14 protein-coding genes are annotated in these 18,142 nt (G+C 66.7%); 10 read left to right on the plus strand and 4 right to left on the minus strand.

What is annotated here, in order from left to right:
- Positions 1 to 52: 52 nt before the first annotated feature.
- Entirely contained in the window at positions 53 to 739 is a 687-nt protein-coding gene (modB, locus tag MET49242_RS13540; protein ID WP_036283571.1) for a molybdate ABC transporter permease subunit, read from the plus strand.
- Complete coding sequence (gene modC / locus MET49242_RS13545; protein ID WP_036288095.1) at positions 736 to 1,815, plus strand: molybdenum ABC transporter ATP-binding protein; 1,080 nt, start codon at positions 736 to 738, stop codon at positions 1,813 to 1,815. Before modB ends, modC begins: the two co-directional genes overlap by 4 nt.
- Here modC and MET49242_RS13550 read toward each other — a convergent pair.
- Entirely contained in the window at positions 1,810 to 3,102 is a 1,293-nt protein-coding gene (locus MET49242_RS13550; RefSeq protein WP_036283573.1) for an MgtC/SapB family protein, read from the minus strand. The genes modC and MET49242_RS13550 overlap by 6 nt on opposite strands.
- Positions 3,103 to 3,205: 103 nt before the next feature.
- On the opposite strand from MET49242_RS13550, the gene MET49242_RS13555 reads away from it, so the two are divergent.
- Positions 3,206 to 4,384, plus strand: a complete 1,179-nt coding sequence (locus MET49242_RS13555; RefSeq protein ID WP_036283574.1) for an aminotransferase class I/II-fold pyridoxal phosphate-dependent enzyme — start codon at positions 3,206 to 3,208, stop codon at positions 4,382 to 4,384.
- A gap of 67 nt (positions 4,385 to 4,451) precedes the next feature.
- Here MET49242_RS13555 and MET49242_RS13560 read toward each other — a convergent pair whose 3' ends face one another.
- The gene (locus MET49242_RS13560; RefSeq protein WP_036283575.1) at positions 4,452 to 7,502 is read right to left on the minus strand and encodes a ribonuclease E/G; all 3,051 of its coding nucleotides are present in this window, start codon (positions 7,500 to 7,502) and stop codon (positions 4,452 to 4,454) included.
- Positions 7,503 to 7,686: 184 nt separating this feature from the next.
- Between MET49242_RS13560 and MET49242_RS13565 the strand changes: the two genes are divergently transcribed.
- The 3 genes from MET49242_RS13565 (at position 7,687) to MET49242_RS13575 (ending at position 12,322) form a co-directional block, all read left to right on the plus strand.
- The gene (locus tag MET49242_RS13565) at positions 7,687 to 7,989 is read left to right on the plus strand and encodes a hypothetical protein (protein ID WP_036283577.1); all 303 of its coding nucleotides are present in this window, start codon (positions 7,687 to 7,689) and stop codon (positions 7,987 to 7,989) included.
- A gap of 251 nt (positions 7,990 to 8,240) precedes the next feature.
- On the plus strand, positions 8,241 to 9,503 hold the full coding sequence (locus tag MET49242_RS13570; RefSeq protein ID WP_244430815.1) for an N-acetylmuramoyl-L-alanine amidase: 1,263 nt from the start codon (positions 8,241 to 8,243) through the stop codon (positions 9,501 to 9,503).
- 404 nt (positions 9,504 to 9,907) lie between these two features.
- Complete coding sequence (locus MET49242_RS13575; protein ID WP_036283578.1) at positions 9,908 to 12,322, plus strand: penicillin-binding protein 1A; 2,415 nt, start codon at positions 9,908 to 9,910, stop codon at positions 12,320 to 12,322.
- A 62-nt stretch (positions 12,323 to 12,384) separates the two neighbouring features.
- On the opposite strand, the gene ccmB is transcribed toward MET49242_RS13575, so the two are convergent.
- Positions 12,385 to 13,056, minus strand: a complete 672-nt coding sequence (gene ccmB / locus MET49242_RS13580; RefSeq protein ID WP_036283580.1) for a heme exporter protein CcmB — start codon at positions 13,054 to 13,056, stop codon at positions 12,385 to 12,387.
- A complete protein-coding gene (gene ccmA, locus MET49242_RS13585; RefSeq protein ID WP_051134199.1) occupies positions 13,053 to 13,715 on the minus strand; it encodes a heme ABC exporter ATP-binding protein CcmA in 663 nt (220 codons plus the stop codon). The genes ccmB and ccmA overlap by 4 nt, the downstream gene beginning before the upstream one ends.
- A gap of 188 nt (positions 13,716 to 13,903) precedes the next feature.
- Between ccmA and MET49242_RS13590 the strand changes: the two genes are divergently transcribed.
- From MET49242_RS13590 to MET49242_RS13605, 4 genes are all read left to right on the plus strand, one after another.
- Positions 13,904 to 15,142, plus strand: a complete 1,239-nt coding sequence (locus MET49242_RS13590; RefSeq protein WP_036283581.1) for an aminotransferase class I/II-fold pyridoxal phosphate-dependent enzyme — start codon at positions 13,904 to 13,906, stop codon at positions 15,140 to 15,142.
- 77 nt (positions 15,143 to 15,219) lie between these two features.
- Positions 15,220 to 16,422, plus strand: coding sequence for a hypothetical protein (locus MET49242_RS13595; RefSeq protein ID WP_036283583.1), 1,203 nt, complete (start codon positions 15,220 to 15,222; stop codon positions 16,420 to 16,422).
- Positions 16,423 to 16,426: 4 nt separating this feature from the next.
- On the plus strand, positions 16,427 to 17,422 hold the full coding sequence (locus MET49242_RS13600) for a fatty acid desaturase (RefSeq protein ID WP_036283585.1): 996 nt from the start codon (positions 16,427 to 16,429) through the stop codon (positions 17,420 to 17,422).
- A gap of 4 nt (positions 17,423 to 17,426) precedes the next feature.
- Complete coding sequence (locus MET49242_RS13605; protein ID WP_036283586.1) at positions 17,427 to 18,080, plus strand: sterol desaturase family protein; 654 nt, start codon at positions 17,427 to 17,429, stop codon at positions 18,078 to 18,080.
- Positions 18,081 to 18,142 lie beyond the last annotated feature (62 nt).

Consider the following 18,142-nt stretch of genomic DNA (forward strand, 5'->3'; position numbering starts at 1 on the left):
AAGTGGGCCGCAGCGCTTCAGGTTCGTTTCATACAGGCGCAACGCCAGGACAGTGTTCGACCTTTCGGCTGACGATCTCACCGCCATCGGCCTCAGCGTGAAAGTCGCGAGCGTCGCGATCCTCGCCGCCCTGCCCCTCGCTATCGTCATCGGTTATGCGCTCGCGCGTTGGCGATTTCCAGGACACGCCGCGATCAATGCGCTGGTGCATCTGCCGCTCGTGATGCCGCCGGTCGTCACCGGCTTCGCGCTGTTGCTTCTTTTCGGCCGCCACGGTCCGATCGGCGCCTTTCTCGCAAACCATTTCGGGATCGTCTTCGCGTTTCGCTGGACCGGCGCGGCGCTCGCCGCCGCCGTGATGAGCTTTCCGCTCATGGTGCGGCCCGTGCGTCTCGCTTTCGAGGGCGTCGATCCACGTCTCACGACGGCCGCGCGCTCGCTCGGTGCCAGCAGAGCTTATGCTTTCGCCCTCGTTGAATTGCCTCTCGCGGCGAATGGCGTTCTGGTCGGCGCGATTCTCGGCTTCGCCAAGGCGCTCGGCGAATTCGGCGCGACGATCACTTTCGTCTCGAGCATCCCCGGCGAGACGCGCACCATACCGGCCGCAATATATGCGCTGCTGCAGGCGCCGGACGGCGACGCTTCCGCCATGCGGCTTGCTGCGATTTCGGCCGCGATCGCCGTGGCCGCGCTTCTCGCGTCGGAAGCTTTGCAGTCGCGATGGATCGCGCGCAAATGATCTCGCTGGACATAGGTCTCGCGCACAAGGGGTTCGACCTCGCCTGCGCTTTCGAGAGCCGCGCGCGCGTTCTCGCGCTCCATGGTCCATCGGGCGCCGGCAAGACGACGCTTGCCCATCTCATCGCCGGCCTGTTGCGTCCGGACAGGGGACGCATTGCGATCGATGGCGTGACGCTGGTCGATACGGAGCGCAGACTTTTTACGCCGCCGGAGAAACGCCGCATCGGCGTCGTCTTCCAGGACGCGCTGCTCTTTCCACACTTCAGTGTGCGCACGAATATTCTGTTCGGCCGCTACTTCACGCCGAAGACCGAGCGCACGGCGCCTTTCGACGCCATCATCGAGACGCTCGGCGTCGGTCACCTTCTCGACCGTCGCCCGGCGTCGCTTTCGGGGGGCGAGCGCCAGCGCGTCGGCTTCGCCCGCGCGCTTCTGTCCTCACCGAGCCTGCTGCTGATGGACGAACCCATGGCGTCGCTCGATTACGCGCGGCGGCAGGAAATCATGACGCTGATCGAAAGATTACGCGACGAATTCAGGACGCCGATCGTGCTCGTCTCGCATTCTGCGGAAGAGATCGCGCGCCTCGCCGACGAAGCGATCATTCTCGATCATGGCCGCATCGTCGCGCAGGGCGCGCCGCTCGACGTTCTGCCCGGCGCGAGCCGGCTGATCGAGGGCGGACGCTTCGGGCTCATCAATGCGCTGACCGCGCACGTCGCAGCCGTCGATGCGCGATTCGGCGTGACGCGACTGGCGCATCCCGCGGGCGAAATTCTCGTTGCCGCGCAGCTCGCTGAAGAAAGCCATACGCGCGTCGCGATAAAGGCGACGGATGTCGCGCTCGCGAAATCGCCGCCATCCGACACGAGCGTGCGCACCATTTTGCGGGGACGCATCATCAAGATCGACGCCACCGAGAGCCCGCTCGCCTTCGTCACGCTGGAGCTCGTCGGGGGGGAGAAACTCGTCGCCGCCGTCACGCGGCTCGCGCTCGCCGAACTTGAATTAGCAGCCGGCGCCGAAGTGTTCGCGCTCGTCAAATCCGTCGCGCTGGACGAGCGCGCGCTATAGGCCGAAGGCCGGCGCCGTCATCAGCGCCGCGACGCCGGCGCCCAGCGCCAGAACCGATACGAGCGTGAACCGAAGACCCATCGCCCAGCCGCCGATGAACCAGCCTATGCCCGCCTTGACGATCGTGTTGGAGACAATCGCCAGAAGAATCGCGACCGCCGCGGATTCAAGACCGATCTCGCCAACGCCCTGGCGCGCCAAGGCCAGCGAGATCGCGTCGACGTCGGCTATCCCGGACAACGCCGCGAGCGCGAAGACGCCCTTGCTGCCGGCGAAGCGGGTGGCGATCCTGGAGAGAACCATCACGGTCGCGAGCAATGCGCTAAATTTCAGCACCGCGGGCAAATCCAGCGGATTCCTGATCGCCAGCGTCTCGTTCGCGCCCGCGCCGTCGCTGGCGCGACGCATCATCAGCAGGGCGCCGCCCAGCGTATAGACAAGGCCGATCGCGATGAGCGGCGCCGCGAGCCGCATGGCGAGATCGCCATTGACGAGGCCGAGAACGGTCAGGACGCGCGGCCCCATGACGGCGTTGGCGAAGATCGCTCCCGCCGTCAGCACGTTGACCTGCCGCGGGTAGTCAGCGACCAGACGCGACATGGCCACCGTCGCGGCGGTGGAAGAAGCGAGGCCGCCCGCCATGCCCGCCACGGCGACGCCGCGGCGATAGCCGACGATCTTCACAGCGACATAGCCGGCGAAGGAGAGGACCCCGATCAGCACCGTCAACAGCCAGAGTTCGAATGGATTGATCGCGCCCCAGCGGTCGATCGGATGGTCGGGCAACACCGGCGGCAGGATGAAACTCATCGCGAGCAGCAGGAGGCCGGAACGCAGCTCCGGCCATGTGAGCCGCTGCACCCATCCATGCAGGAGCTGCTTGAGTGCGAGAAGCGTCGTCGTCGCGACGGCAGCGGCCGCTGCGGCCTGCTGATCCCCCACGACCGCGAAAGCGCCGAGCGCGAAGGCGAGCAACACGGCGACGAGCGTCGTCGCGCCGAATGTGTTGAGGCGCACGGTTTCGCGGTAGCGGAAGAAGCCGATGACCGCGCCGAAAAGCGCAAAGGCAATGGCTAGGGCGATCGCGCCGCCGCCGCCGAAATGCTCGGCGATGGCGCCCCAGACGCCGCCGAGAAGCGCCGCGAGGCCATGGGTGCGAAGCCCGGCGGCGCGCTCCCCCTCATGCTCGTCGCGCGTATTCCACCCGCGCTCGAGACCGATGAGCAGGCCGATCGCCAGCGCAATCGAAAGTCGCTGGATCAGCTCGACCGTGCCCAACTCGTACATTTCGAAGAACCTCGCTTCACAACATCTGCTGTTTTACAGGTAGACCCCCGAAGCGACACCGACAAATGCGCCTCTGCGGACGCGCGACGAAAGGAAATGCTTAATGACTTCGCCCCTGCGGCCTTCCCGGCGTTCCGCCGTCGCCCCCTTCATGGCGATGGACGTGTTGCGCGAGGCGCGGGCGCTGGAGCGGGCGGGGCGGCGCATCATCCATATGGAGCTCGGCGAACCCGGCGCGCCGGCGCCCCGTCTCGTGCGCGAGGCCGCCGCGGCGGCGTTGCGCGACGGCGCGCTCGGCTATGGAGAGGCGCTCGGAGAGATCGGGCTGCGAGAGCGCATAGCGGCGCATTACGGGGAACGCTACGGCGTCGACGTGACGCCGGACCGCGTGATCGTCACCACGGGTTCTTCAGGCGGATTTCTCCTCGCGCTGCTCGCGGCTTTCGACGCCGGCGCGCGCATCGCCGTCACGGCGCCCGGCTATCCGGCCTACGCCAATATTCTGTCGTCGCTCGGACTGGAGGCGGTCCCGCTCGACGTCGGGCCGCAGACCCGCTTTGCGCCGACAGCCGACATGCTCGCCGCCGCGCACCGCGAGAAGCGGCTCGACGGCGCGCTGTTCATGAGCCCCGCCAATCCCACCGGCGCGATGATCGGCGCGCAGGAACTGGAGCGCATCTCGCGCTATTGCGACGAGGCGGGGATCGTCTTCGTCTCGGACGAAATCTATCACGGGCTCGAATATGCGGCGCCTGCCCAGACGGCGCTCCGTTTCACGAATCGCGCCATCGTCGTCAATTCCTTCTCGAAATATTACGCCATGACCGGCTGGCGGCTCGGCTGGCTCATCGCGCCGCCGGAACTGATGCGTCCGCTCGAACGGCTCCAGCAGTCGCTCGCGATATGCGCCCCGACGCTGTCGCAGCGCGCGGCGCTCGCCGCTTTCGACGCGACCGGGGAACTCGAGGAAAACCGTGCGGCTTACGCGAAAAACCGCGCGCTGCTGATGGAGCGCCTCCCGGCGATGGGACTCGACCGGTTCGCTCCGCCGGACGGCGCCTTTTACATCTACGCCGACGTCTCGCGCTTCACCCGCGAATCGATGGACTTCTGCAGACGCATGCTGGCGGAAGCGGGCGTCGCCGCGACCCCCGGCCCCGATTTCGATCCCGGACGCGGCGCGACGACCCTGCGCCTTTCCTACGCCGGCGCCCCGTCGCAGGTCGCCGAAGGCGTCGCGCGGCTCGAGGACTGGCTTCGCGACCAGGCGCCGCGCGGCTGAGACGCCCGGGGCGAAGGGCGCGAGCCGCCGGCTCGCGCTCGCCTCACCCTGTCTGCGCCTCTCGCGCTCACTCCCCGAATGGAGTGCGCACGCGTTGCCACCAGCCGCCCTTCTTGGGGCGGTTGGGATCGGCCTCGGTGATGACCACCTCGGTCGGTTGACGCGGCGGAGCCGGAGGTTGCGGCGCGGGCGTCAGCTCGGTCGCCAGTTCAGCCTGGGATTCGACAGCCTGAGGTTCGACAGCCTGGGGTTCGACAGGCGCAGACGCGGTGCCGGACGTCTCGACAGACGCCGCCTCGGCTTGCGCCGCCTCGGGTTGTGCAGCCTCGACGGGCGGAGCCACCTCCTCGACAGGCGCAGCGGGAACGGACGGCGACGCAGCCTCGAGGCTCACGGTCTCCGGCGCGAAGGGAGGCATATGCGCCTCGCCCGGCGACACGAAATCCGCCGCATCCACGACGCCCTCGTCGAGCGGGAAAATCTCCGAGGGATGGCGGAACTCCTCGGGCAGCGGCGCCGAACGGCGCCAGCGGCCGGGTCCGCGTTCAGGGCCGCGGCCGCGGCCGGCTCGCTCCGGACGCGGCTCGCGCGGCGCCGGCGCTCCCTCGATCGCGGCCATGAAGGCGAGGCCCTCGTCCGACGGCTGTTCGGCGCCGAGCGGCATCTGCTCGCCGGCCTGTCCGCCGCCTCGACCGCGACGGCGACGGCGACGGCGCGAGCGCTGCGCCCCTTCCTCGCCCTCTTCGCCGTTGAAACGGCTGCGGGCGACGCGCTCTTCGCGGCGGGATTCGGCGCGGGCGATCTCGTCCTCGCCCTCCTCGCCCGTCTCGACGAGCGCTTCCTCTTCGACCGGCTCTTCCTCGAGCGGCTCGGCGCGCAAGGAGTCGACGCGCAAGGGCGCGGGCGCCGCCGGCAGGCGCGGTCCGCTGGCGAGTTCGCCGCGCTCCAGCGCGTGATAGGTCGCGCCAGTCAGCGTATCGTCGGCCGCGACGGTGATGTGGACGCCGAAGCGGCTCTCCAGCTCGTGCAGATGGGCGCGCTTCTGGTTGAGGATGTAGAGCGCGACGACGGCGCGGGTGCGCAGCGTCACGTCATGCGCCGCGCTCTTGATGAGCGCCTCCTCCAGCACGCGCAGCACATGCAGCGCGACGGAGGCCGTCGAGCGCACATGACCGGCGCCGAGGCAATGCGGGCATTGCACGGTCGAGCCTTCGACGACGCCCGCGCGGATGCGCTGGCGCGACATTTCGAGCAGCCCGAAATGCGAGATGCGGCCGACCTGGATGCGGGCTCGGTCGTTCTTGAGCCCGTCCTTCAGGCGGCGCTCCACCGCCCGATTGTTGCGGCTCTCCTCCATGTCGATGAAGTCGACGACGATGAGGCCGGCGAGATCGCGCAGGCGCAGCTGGCGGGCGACTTCGTCCGCGGCTTCGAGATTCGTGCGCAGCGCCGTGTCTTCAATATTGTGCTCGCGCGTCGAGCGGCCCGAGTTCACGTCGATCGCGACCAGCGCCTCGGTCTGGTTGATGACCAGATAGCCGCCGGACTTCAGCGTGACGTGATTGGAGAACATAGCGTCGAGCTGCGCCTCGACCCCGCTCTCGGCGAAGATCGGGAAGGCCTCGCGGTGCTGCTTCACATTCTTCGCATGGCTCGGCATGAGCATGCGCATGAAGTCCTTGGCCTCGCGATAGGCCTCATCGCCGGAGACCACGACCTCCTCCACGTCTCGGCCATAAAGGTCGCGGATGGCGCGCTTGATGAGCGAACCCTCCTCATAGACGAGGGTCGGCGCGCTCGAGCGCAGCGTCAGCTCCCGCACGCTCTCCCAAAGGCGCAGCAGATATTCGAAGTCGCGCTTGACCTCCGCCTTGGTGCGGGTGGCGCCGGCGGTGCGCAGGATGACGCCCATTCCCTCCGGCACTTCGAGATCGTGGACGATTTCCTTGAGGCGCTTGCGGTCGGCCCCGTCCGTGATCTTGCGGGAAATGCCGCCGCCGCGCGCGGTGTTGGGCATCAGCACCGAATAGCGGCCGGCGAGCGAGAGATAGGTGGTGAGCGCCGCGCCCTTGTTGCCGCGCTCTTCCTTGACGACCTGCACCAGCAGCACCTGCCGGCGCTTGATGACTTCCTGAATCTTGTACTGGCGACGCGAACGGGCGGCGCGATAGGGAGCCTCGTCCATGGCGTCGCCGCCGATATGCTCGACGTCGTCCTCTTCGTCGTGCTCCTCGTCGTCGTGGTCCTCGTCGGCCGGATGATCGGCGCGGGCCTGCGTCTCGGCGACGCCCTCCGGGCCTTCCTCGGCCGACTCCTCGCGGGCGCGCTCGCGCGCCTCGTCGCGCTCGTCCTGACGGAACGCCTTCAGCTCATGGTCGGGGGCCTGGGTCTCGGCAGTGTATTCAGCAGCCTCGCCTTCCTCCACCGAGCCGAAGCCCGACGGATCGACGGAGATGGTGTGATGCGCCTCTTCGGCGCGCGTCAACTCGGCTTCGAGCTCCTCGACAGCCTCGGCCTCGACCTCGATGTCGGCCGGGGCGAGCGCTTCTTCCGCGGGCGCGAAGGGAGTCTCCGGAGCGCCCTCCGCCTCGGCTGTCGGCGCGGGCTCCTCCGCGCTCTCCGGCGCGAACGGGCCCGCTGACGTCTGATCGGCGGGCGTTTCCTGCGTCTCGATTGCGGCCGCCTCCAGCAGCGCCTCGACGTCGATCGGCTCGCTGCTCAGCGCCTCGTCAGCGCTGGCGCGCTTCTCGGCGCCCTCATGCTGGCGGCGGCGCGAACGGCGGCCGCGGCCGTGCGGCCGGTGATGCTCCTCCTCCTCGTCCTGACGATGGGCGCGGCTCTCCTCCTCCAGCAGCGCCTGACGGTCGGCGACGGGGATCTGGTAATAGTCGGGATGGATTTCCGCGAAGGCCAGAAAACCATGGCGATTGCCGCCGTAGTCGACGAAGGCGGCTTGCAGCGAGGGTTCGACCCTCGTCACCTTCGCCAGATAGATATTTCCGCGTAACGGTTTCTTGTCGGCAGCCTCGAAGTCGAATTCCTGAACGCGGTTACCGCGTAGCACCACCACCCGGGTTTCCTCCGGATGGGAGGCGTCGATCAGCATTTTGTTGGCCATGGGGAACTCTTTGCAGCGCTGCGCGCGTCGGCGCCGGCGGGCCGCGCCGCAATCCTGTTGGGGATGCGGCGCCCGCTATTCGGCGCGGCCTGACGGCGCGTGCGCTTGTTGTCGGAGAAAGGGGAGAAGGCCGAAGGCCTCTAACACGCTGGCCGGCGCGAGGGCCGGCGGACAGATCGCTGGGATGTGCCGCCCGACGCCGGCCTTGGCCGGGCGTCGCGGCGATCAGCCGAACGAGATGACAATCCGGGGCGCGACCGAATTTCAGTCCGCGGCCCAGTTCAAGGCGGCCAAGGCCCGCGCGAGAGAAGCGAAAGTCCACCGCTCGGTCGGACCGGGCGAGGAGACTTTTCGCTTTTTCGCATGTCATGGTCGTGGCCATGAGATCGTCAAAAAACCTTTCGCGACGCCCGAAGGCGGCGAGTATGCGTCACAACCGGCCAGGGCCGCGCATGACGTAAAGACTGCTGTCCCGAAAATCCGCTGACCCAGGCTTTCATGGCTCGATGCGGCCGGGCCGGCCCAGGGATTCCCACAGAGCGCGTTACTTCATAGCTGGCGCCCGCGAAACGCGCAAGCGCCGCAACGAGGCGCCGCCATTTTCCTGACATATGAGGCTGGCGGGCGGGACCGGGAGAGGCTAACGATCCCTTAACGGAGTTTCTTTCAAAATCCTTTACACGCCAACCTCGAGTTGGCAGCCTTGCGTGGGAGCGAGGGGGAATGGGGCGGTCGCTTTTGAAGCGCAAACAAATCTTTGGGCGGCTTTTCGCGCGCGCGCCGGGGCGAATCGGCGCGACGTCGGCGCTGATCTGGGGCCTTTTCGCCTGTTCCGCTTTCGGAGCCGGCCCCGAGACCGTGACTGCGTTCGCCAGCCGGGTCGAGGCCCTTCCCGATCGCACGAAGCTCATTTTCGATCTTACCGGCGCCGTCAAGGCGAGCGCCCACCCGGTCGCCGATCCCCCGCGCGTCATCGTGGACCTGCCGGAGGTCGCCTTCCGGATCGATCCGCAGGAGGGACGCGCGCCGGCCGGCTCGAAGCTCGTCAGATCGTACCGTTACGGCCAGTTCGCGCCGGGGCGTTCGCGCGTCGTCGTCGATCTCGCGGGGCCGGCGAAGATCCTGCGCGCCGAAAGCGAGCCGGTGACGGACGGGGCCCGCCTTATCCTCGAACTCGCGCCGACCGACCCCGCCAAATTCGCCGCGGCCGCCGCCGAAAGCGCCGCCCTGCCGGCGCCTGCGGCGGCGCAACCGGCCGTCCCGCCCGCGGCCCCTTCCGGCAAACCGGTCGTGGTGATCGACCCCGGCCACGGCGGCGTCGACATGGGCGCGACCGGCAAGCATGGCGAGCAGGAGAAGGCGATCGTCTTCGAATTCGCTCGCGTGCTCGCCGCCAAGATCGAGGCGGGCGGGCGGCTTCACGCGGTCATGACCCGCAACGAGGACGTCTTCCTCCCGCTCAACGAGCGGGTGCGCCTCGCCCGCGCCAGCAACGCAGCCCTGTTTCTCTCGATCCACGCCGACACGCTGGCCGAGCCGCATGTCGAAGGAGCGACCGTCTACACGGTGTCGGCCAAGGCCTCGGACGCCGAGGCCGCCCGAATCGCGGAAAAGGAAAATCTCGCCGATCAGGCGGCCGGACTCGAACGCAAGGAGGACGCGGAGGAGATCGGCGGCATATTGTTCGAACTCACGCAGCGCGAGACTCTCGCCTTCAGCCGCCAGTTCTCGCAGGCGCTGATTTCGCGCTGGAAGGACGCCGGCAGCCTCAACAAGAATCCCGCCCGCTCCGCGGGCTTCGTCGTGCTAAAGGCGTTCGACGTGCCCTCCGTTTTGCTGGAGCTCGGCTATCTCTCGAGCGAGAAGGACCTCGCCCGGCTGACCTCGCCGGAATGGCGGGATCACGCCGCGGGCAAGACCGCCGAGGCGGTCGAGGCTTTCTTCGCGACCCGCGCCCGCGAGGCGCGAGCGCCAGCCGAAACAGCGCAGCGCCCACAATAAAACACAAAAGAGCGTCAGTTGAGGGAGGCGAGCGACGGCGCAGGCGCGTCGCGCGCGGACGGAATTATCGGCGTTCGCTTGGCTTGAGCGTGACGAGTAAGCCCGTCAATCGACGCAAGAATTGGCGTTCATCCCGTGGTTTCGGCAGGTTGCGCATGGACGGATCGGCCAAAAGCCACTGGATTGACAGGCGCCGGCGATGGTAAAGCAAACGTAAGCTGAAGGTCGACAGGCGGAATGAATATCCGTTTCGGCCCCAGGTCCAACAAGCATAAGGCGTCGGCGCGATGCGCGCCTCTCCGGCGATGTCCCATTAAAATTGGGACAGGTCGAAGACAGATGGCGGAACAGACCCCATATCAGGCCCGGGCGTTCAAGGCCCGATGCTGCGAGGAAGATAATTCATGCGACTGCTCGCAAGGTTTCTAGGTTTTGTCTTTGCAACGGGGACGATCCTCTTCCTCATTGGCGCGGTGGCCGCCGCCGGGCTGATCTATTACTATTCGAAGGACCTGCCGGACACGGCGCAGCTGCGCAACTACGAGCCGCCGGTCACGACCCGCATGCACGCCGGCGACGGCTCCATCCTCGCCGAATATTCGAAGGAGCGGCGGCTGTTCCTGCCGAACTCCGCCATTCCGCAATTGGTCAAGCAGGCCTTCATCTCGGCCGAGGACAAGAATTTCTACACGCACAACGGCATCGATCCCGAGGGCGTGATGCGCGCCCTCACCGTGCTGGCGCAGGGCGGCCGCCATGTGCAGGGCGCCTCGACCATCACCCAGCAGGTGGCGAAGAACTTCCTTGTCGGCAACGAGCGTTCGATCGACCGAAAGATCCGCGAGGCGCTGATCTCTTTCCGCATCGAGGCCGCCTATTCCAAGGAGCGCATCCTCGAGCTCTATCTCAACGAGATCTACCTCGGCCTCGGCAACTATGGCGTCGCCGCGGCCGCGCTGAACTACTTCAACAAGTCGGTCAACGAGTTGACGCTCGCGGAGGCCGCCTATCTCGCCGCCCTGCCGAAGGGGCCGAACAACTACCATCCCTTCCAGCATCGCGAGCGCGCCATCGAGCGGCGCAACTATGTCATCGACCGCATGGAGGCCGACGGCTTCGTGACCGCCGAGGAGGCGGCCAAGGCGAAGGCCGAACCGCTCGGCGTCAATCCGCGCGTGCTCTCGCCCAACACTTATGTCGCCGGCTATTTCGCCGAGGAAGTGCGCCGCGAATTGCTTGAGCGCTATGGCGAGAAGACGCTCTACGAGGGCGGCCTCTCGGTCCGCACCACGCTCGACCCGAAGATGCAGGCATGGACCCGCAAGGCGCTCGCCGACGGCCTCGTCCGCTTCGACGAGGCCCATGGCTTCCGCGGCGCGATGAACCATATCGACGTCTCGTCGGACTGGGGCGTGACGCTCGCAGCCATTCCGGCGCTGGGCGACGTGCGTCCCTGGCGGCTCGCCGTGGTTCTCGACGTGAACGATTCGGGCGCACGCATCGGATTGCAGCCCGGCCGCGAGAAATCCGGCGAAGTCGCCCGCGAGCGCGAGACCGGCCTGCTGACCGCCGAGGGCATGCGCTGGACCGGCCGCAGCCCGCGCGCCGCCCTCACCGTGGGCGACGTGATCTATGTCGAGCCGTTCGCCGCCCGCCCGGGGCAGTATCGCCTGCGCCAGATCCCTGACATTTCCGGCGCCATGGTGGCGATGGACCCCTATACGGGCCGCGTCTTCTCCATGGTCGGCGGCTTCTCCTTCGACCAGTCGGAGTTCAACCGCGCGACGCAGGCGCTGCGGCAGCCGGGCTCCTCCTTCAAGCCCTTCGTCTACGCCACGGCGCTCGACAATGGCTACACGCCCTCCTCGTCGATCCTCGACGAGCCGATCTCCATCCAGCAGGCCGACGGCAGCTACTGGACGCCCGAAAACTTCGAAGGCGGCCACGGCACCGGCGCGCATCCGCTGCGCTACGGCGTCGAGCACTCGAAGAACATGATGACGGTGCGTCTCGCCAAGGACGTCGGCATGCCGCTCATCGCCGAATACGCCAAGCGCTTCGGCATCTATGACGACATGCCCGCCTATCTCGCCCTGTCGCTGGGCGCCGGCGAGACCACGCTGATGAAGATGGTCACCGGCTATTCGATGCTCGCGAATGGCGGCAAGCGCATCAAGGCGACGCTGGTCGACCGCGTGCAGGACCGCTGGGGCAAGACGATCTATCGCCACGATGAGCGCCAGTGCCTCGGCTGCGACGCGGCGAAGTGGGACAATCAGAACGAGCCCAAGCTGATCGACAAGCGCGAGCAGGTGCTCGATCCGCTGACCGCCTATCAGATCACCTCGATCATGGAAGGCGTGATCCAGCGCGGCACCGGCGTGTCGATCAAGTCGGTCGGCAAGCATCTCGCCGGCAAGACCGGCACCACCAACGAGGCGAAGGACCTCTGGTTCATCGGCTTTTCGCCCGACCTTTGCGTCGGCGTCTATATCGGCTACGACCGGCCGCGCTCGATGGGCGACCATGCGCAGGCCGCGCTCTACGCCGCGCCGATCTTCCGCGACTTCATGACGGTCGCGTTGAAAGACAAGCCGGACGCGCCGTTCCGCGTGCCGCCGGGCATCAAGCTGATCTCCGTCGATCCGCGCTCGGGACTGCGTTCGTCCGGCCAGGGCACGATCCTCGAAGCCTTCAAGCCCGGCACCGCTCCGCCCGACTCCTATTCGGGCGGCGGCGGCGGCGGCGGGCCGCGCCAGCTCAACACGCCGCGCGACGTCGACCAGCAGGTCGGCAGCGGCACGGGCGGGCTTTACTGATAGAAAAGAGCAGAGCGAGGACGGTTGAAAGAGAAGCGCCCGGGAGACCCCGGGCGCTTTTTTCATTCCCCCAGATTTCGCAGCGCCGCCGCCGCCGCGAAGGGGCAAAGCGCCAATGCGGCGAGCGTGATCGCGCAGAGGATCGAGAAGGGCGAATAGAAGGGCACGGTCCCGCCCGTCGCGGCCTCCGCCGCCGAGACGCCGAAGATCAGCACCGGGATCGTCAGCGGCAGCACGAGGAGCGCCATCAACAGGCCGCCGCGCCGCACGGTGACGGTCGCCGCCGCCCCGATGGCGCCGATCAGCGTCAGCGCCGGCGTCCCGACGAGCAGCGTCGCGACGACGCCGACGAGAGACGCCGTCTCCTGCTGCAGCATGAGGCCGAGGAAAGGAGCGGCGACGATCAACGGCAGGCCGGTCGCGGCCCAATGCGCCGCGCATTTCACCAGCACCGCGAGCTCCAGCGGCGTGTCGCCGAGGTGAAGCAGGTCGAGCGAGCCGTCCTCGGCGTCGGCCTGGAACAGCCGGTCGAAGGCGAGCAGGCTCGCGAGCAACGCCGCGATCCAGAGGATCGCCGGGCCGATGCGGGCGAGGAGGTTCGGGTCCGGCCCGACCGCGAAGGGCACGATGGTCACGAGCGTGAGGAAGAACACGACGCCCATGGCGCCCGAGCCGCCGACGCGACGGGCGATGCGCCATTCACGCAGGAAGAGAGAGGCGAGCGGCGACGTCACTTCAATGCTCCCAGCGGCAGTTCGGCCGCTTCTTCGAGTCCCAATGGTTCGTGGGTCGCCGCGACGATGAGGCCGCCGAGCGCGCAATGGTCGCGCATGGCCTTGGCGAATTTCTCGCGCGAGCCGCGATCGAGGGCGGTCATCGGCTCGTCGAGGAGCCACAGTGGACGGAAGGCGACGAGGAGCCGCGCCAGCGCCGCGCGCCGCTTCTGTCCCGCCGAGAGCGCCCCGAAGGGCGCGTCGAGCGCATGCGACAGCCCCACCACGGCGAGCGCGTCCGCCACCGAACGGCTGCGCGGGTCGGGCTCGCGGGAGAGATAGCCCGCCCAGAAATCGAGATTTTCCGCCACGGTGAGCGCCGCCTTCATGCCGTCGGCATGGGCGAGATAATGGGTCTGTTGCGCAAGTTCCGCCTCCGCCGCGCCACCCTCCAGCGCGACCGTTCCGCCGGCCTTGGGCAAAAGCCCGGCGATCGCGCGCAGCATTGTCGACTTGCCGACGCCGTTCCTGCCGGTCACGACCAGCGCCTCGCCGCCGGAAAGCGCGAAGCTCACCCCGTCCAACACCCGCCTGCCGCCGCGCGCGACTGCGAGATTCTCCACCCTCAGGCGGAGGGGCGAGTGAAAATCGGCGTGGGGGCGATGCGGCGAGTGTTCCATTCGACAAGCCAATAGAGAAAGCCGCGCGCGAGCGCCATAGGGGCGGCCGACGCCGGCACACTGGCGCCGACGGGGCGGGGGTGCTAAGGGACGCGATCATTCCTTGGGCGCCCGCCGACCGCGGCGCGCCCTTATCTTGAGCCGGCGAGCGCGCGACGCGGCCGGTCATGCAGGGACTGCGGATTTAAGTGACGAAGCACAGAAGCCTCTCGGACTATGCGTCGCGGAGATTCCGCCTCGCGGGCAACGCCCTGCTCGAGTTCAACAACCCCTTCTTCGCCCAGATCGACAAGCTGCGCGCCGATTTCGAGGCGCAGGGCACGCATTTCGTTAGCTTCGCCAATTACGACTATCTGGGCCTCGCGAATCACCCCCGCATCCGCGAGGAGGCCAAGCGCGAGGTCGACAATCTCGGCATTGGCGCCCTGGCGTCGCGGCTCGTCGGCGGCGAGCGCACGACCCACAAGCAGTTCGAGGCGGAGATCGCGAGATTCATCGGCATGGAGAGCGCGCTGGCGCTGGTCTCCGGCTATCTCGCCAATGTGACGACGATCGCCTATCTGATGAACGGCAAGCGCGACGCCATTTTCATCGACGAACTCGCGCACAACAGCATCGTCTACGGCGCCGAGGGCGCGCCCGCCCATGTCGTCAAGTTCCGCCACAACGACATGGATCACCTGGACCATCTGCTGGCGCGCCATCGCGAGGAATATCGCAATGTGCTCGTCGTGGTCGAAGGCGTCTACAGCATGGACGGCGACACCGCCGACCTGCCGCGTCTCTACGAGATCAAGGACAAATACAAGATCTGGCTGATGGTCGACGAGGCCCATTCGCTGGGCGTTCTCGGCGATCATGGCCGCGGCCTCGCCGAGCATCAGGGCGTCGATCCGCAGCGCATCGACATCATCGTCGGCACCATGTCGAAGAGTCTCGCCTCCTGCGGCGGCTATGTCTGCGCGAAGAAGGAGGTGATCGAGTGGTTTCGCTTCACCCTTCCCGGCTTCGTCTACAGCGTCGGCTTCTCGCCCGTCATTCTCGCGGCGGCGCGTACGGCGCTCAAACTGATGCAGGAGGAGACCTGGCGTATCGGGAAACTCGCGCAGAACGCCGAGCTCTTCCGCCAGGTCGCGCATGAGAACGGCTTTTCCACCGGCCCGGCCATCGGCCGCGGCGTGGTGCCGATCCTGTTCGAAAGCGACCTCGAGACCATGTGGGCGGCGCGCCATTTGCTCGAAAAGGGCTATTACGTGCCGCCCGTCGTGCGCATCGGCGTGCCCAAGGACGGCCCACGCCTTCGCTTCTTCTTCTCCGCCAATCACACCGAGGCCGAGATTCGCGGCGTCATTCATGCATTGCGCGACATGCCTCCGGTGTCGGAGGAAGCCCAGCGGATCGTCGCCGCGGCGATGGCGGGCGCCTGACACGCTTCGGCCGCGGGCTCGTCTCCGCGTCAATATGACGCTTTCGCGCGCGGCGTTTTGACCGATAGGACTTGTGCATGGCGCGGATCGAGATTCTTCCCGTCGACGGACTGTCGCGCTTCCTGGTCTTCTGCAAGCTGCCGCGCCTGATCTACGCGGGCGCGAAGGGCTTCGCGCCGCCGCTCGACCTCGAGCGCTGGACGCTTTTCGCCCATATGCTCAATCCGCATTACAAGCTGGTGGAGGACCAGAAATTCCTCGCCCGCCGCGACGGACAATGGGTCGGCCGCATCAGTGCGCATGTCTACAAGGACGGCATAACGCCCGTGGGGGCGAGCCCGGCGCAATTCGGCGCGCTCGACGCCATCGACGACCTCGAGGTGGTGCGCGCGCTGACGGAGGCGGCCGAGAACTGGCTGCGGGAAAAAGGCGCGACGCACGTCAACGGCCCCTTCTCGCCCACGATCAATGGCGAGTGCGGCATGCTGGTCGAGGGCTTCGAGGCGACGCCCATGATCTTCATGCCCTGGCATCCGCCCTATCTCTCGCGCCATCTCGAGGCGCTCGGCTATACAAAGGCGCAGGACCTCATCTCCTACCGCTTCGAGCTCGACGAAGGATTTCTCAACGAGGCTCCCCGCATCTCGAACCGCCGGGAATGGCGCGACCGGCTGAAGCTGCGGCCACTGAACATGGACGCGCTCAAGACCGGCGAGACGGCGCTGATGCAGGAGCTGTTCAACGACGGCTGGAGCGGCAACTGGGGCTTCGTGCCCTTCACCAAGGCCGAGTTCGACTCAACCGCCGACGCGCTGAAATTCGTCATGCCGCCGGAATTCGGCATCGTCGTCGAACTGGACGGCGTTCCCCAATCCTTCGTCATCGCGCTGCCCAATCTCTTCGAGATCGTGGCGGACATGGGTGGAAAGCTCTTCCCCTTCGGCCTGCCGCGTCTCATCTCGCGCATGCGCCATCACAAGTTCAACGCCGCGCGCATCGTGCTGCTCGGCACGCGCAAGGCGCTTCAGAACAGCGCGACCGGCGGCGCCATTCTGCTCGCGATGATCGAGGAGATGCGCCGGCGCGGCGCTTCCGCCTCGATCAAGCATCTCGAAGCAGGATGGGTGCTCGAAAACAATCTCGCCATGCGCAAGCCGATCGAAATGTTCGGCGGCAAGGTCGACAAGATTCATCGCATTTACGAAAGACGGCTTTCCGGCGACGGCGAAGCCCTGCGTGCGCCCGACAGCGTTTCAGCAAATCCGCAAGCGACAGGATAACATCATGAACGGCATTTCGGTCACCGCAAACGGCGCCGACCGCTCGCATGTCGAGCGTCGCCGGCTGATCCTCGAGAAATATCCGCAGGTGCGCGAGCTCTTCGGCAAGGACCCCGTCACCTTCAAGATCACCGCCGGCATCTTCGTCGGCCAGCTCGTCATCGCCGCCTGGCTCGGCTGGCTCGGGCTTTCCTACTGGTGGCTGTCGCTGCTGATGGCGATCTGCGTCGGCGCCTTCGCCAATCACGCCAATTTCGTCATCATTCACGACGCCATTCACAATTGCGTCTTCGACAATCCGCTCGCCAACAAATGGACGGCGATCCTCGCGGACCTGCCCAACGCCTTCCCGACGGCGATGGGCTTTCGCTGCTATCACATCAAGCACCACTCGCATCTCTCGGCCTATGACTACGACGCCGACATTCCGAGCCAGTGGGAAGTCGAGTGGGTCGGCAACAGCACATGGCGCAAGGCGGCGTGGCTCTTCGGTTTTCCCGCGATCCAGCTCGCGCGCCTGTCGCGGCTGAAGGGCACGGTGCCGATCATGGGCAAATGGACCTATATCAACATCGCCGTGATCGCCGCCTTCGACATCTTCGTGCTCTGGGCCTTCGGGCCGAACGCCCTGCTCTATCTCTTCTTCTCCTTCTGGTTCTCGGTGGGCGGCCTGCATCCCCTCTCCGCACGCTGGGTGCAGGAGCATTTCGCCTTTGCGCCCGATCAGGGCACCTTCGATTACTACGGGCCGCTGAACAAGCTCGCGCTCAATATCGGCTATCACAATGAGCATCACGACTTTCACGAAATTCCGTGGACGCGCCTCCCGCAGCTCACCGCCATGGCGCCGGAGTTCTATGACACGCTGCGCTGCCATCGCTCCTGGGTGGCTCTGCTCGTGACCTTCATCTTCGATCCCACCTATTCGCTCGGCACGCGCTCGGAAAATGTGACGCAGGCCGCCGAGCGCGCGGCCCCCGTCGCCGCGGCCGCGGAGTAAGCCCATGACGCAGGACATAAAGACCCAGGGCGAGCCGCTCGACGCCTCCCCGCGCCTTTTCGAGAACGATCTCCTCGACAAAATGTCGCGCGTGCATCACCTCACGCCGGTGATCGTCTATACGCCGATCTTTCTCGGCCTGGTCTTCTATTCGCTGACGCTGAACGGCGTCGCGCTGGTGCTGCTGGGCCTCGTGCTGGGCTATCTCGGCTGGACGCTGACCGAATATTTCGGCCACCGCTATCTGTTCCATACGGTGTTTCCGCTGCCCTTCGGGCTCGGCCCGCGTTTCCAGTTCCTCATCCACGGCGTGCATCACATCTATCCCAACGACCCGCTGCGGCTCGTGATGCCGCCGCTGCTGTCGGCGCCGATCATGCTGATCGCGCTCGCCATCATCCGCGCGCTGTTCGGCGCGACATTCGCCTGGCCGGTGCTCGCGGGCTTCATGGGGGGCTATGTGATCTACGACTGCGTGCACTACTGGACGCATCACGGCCAGCCGACGTCGGAGTTCGGCAAGATGGTGAAGCGGCTGCACATGCTGCACCACTTCCGCGACGCGGAGAAGGGTTTTGGCGTGCACGCGATCTGGTGGGATTACGTGTTCGGCACCGCCTACAAAAAGGGTGAAACGCCGGGGTCGAAGGCGGTTTGAACTAAATGGGGTTGACGCCCCTCGTGCTTCGAGACGCCCGCTTCGCAGGCTCCTCAGCATGA

This window comes from Methylocystis sp. ATCC 49242, from assembly GCF_000188155.2.
Taxonomy (GTDB): Bacteria; Pseudomonadota; Alphaproteobacteria; order Rhizobiales; family Beijerinckiaceae; genus Methylocystis.

What these genes read in the sequence shown, in the direction of transcription:
- MET49242_RS13560 (WP_036283575.1), bottom strand. Translation starts at nt 7,502, where the DNA reads ATGGCCAACAAAATGCTGATCGACGCCTCCCATCCGGAGGAAACCCGG.
- ccmA (WP_051134199.1), bottom strand. Translation starts at nt 13,715, where the DNA reads ATGGAACACTCGCCGCATCGCCCCCACGCCGATTTTCACTCGCCCCTC.
- MET49242_RS13595 (WP_036283583.1), top strand. Translation starts at nt 15,220, where the DNA reads ATGGCGCGGATCGAGATTCTTCCCGTCGACGGACTGTCGCGCTTCCTG.
- MET49242_RS13565 (WP_036283577.1), top strand. Translation starts at nt 7,687, where the DNA reads ATGTGCCGCCCGACGCCGGCCTTGGCCGGGCGTCGCGGCGATCAGCCG.
- MET49242_RS13600 (WP_036283585.1), top strand. Translation starts at nt 16,427, where the DNA reads ATGAACGGCATTTCGGTCACCGCAAACGGCGCCGACCGCTCGCATGTC.
- MET49242_RS13555 (WP_036283574.1), top strand. Translation starts at nt 3,206, where the DNA reads ATGACTTCGCCCCTGCGGCCTTCCCGGCGTTCCGCCGTCGCCCCCTTC.
- MET49242_RS13605 (WP_036283586.1), top strand. Translation starts at nt 17,427, where the DNA reads ATGACGCAGGACATAAAGACCCAGGGCGAGCCGCTCGACGCCTCCCCG.
- modC (WP_036288095.1), top strand. Translation starts at nt 736, where the DNA reads ATGATCTCGCTGGACATAGGTCTCGCGCACAAGGGGTTCGACCTCGCC.
- MET49242_RS13575 (WP_036283578.1), top strand. Translation starts at nt 9,908, where the DNA reads ATGCGACTGCTCGCAAGGTTTCTAGGTTTTGTCTTTGCAACGGGGACG.
- MET49242_RS13550 (WP_036283573.1), bottom strand. Translation starts at nt 3,102, where the DNA reads ATGTACGAGTTGGGCACGGTCGAGCTGATCCAGCGACTTTCGATTGCG.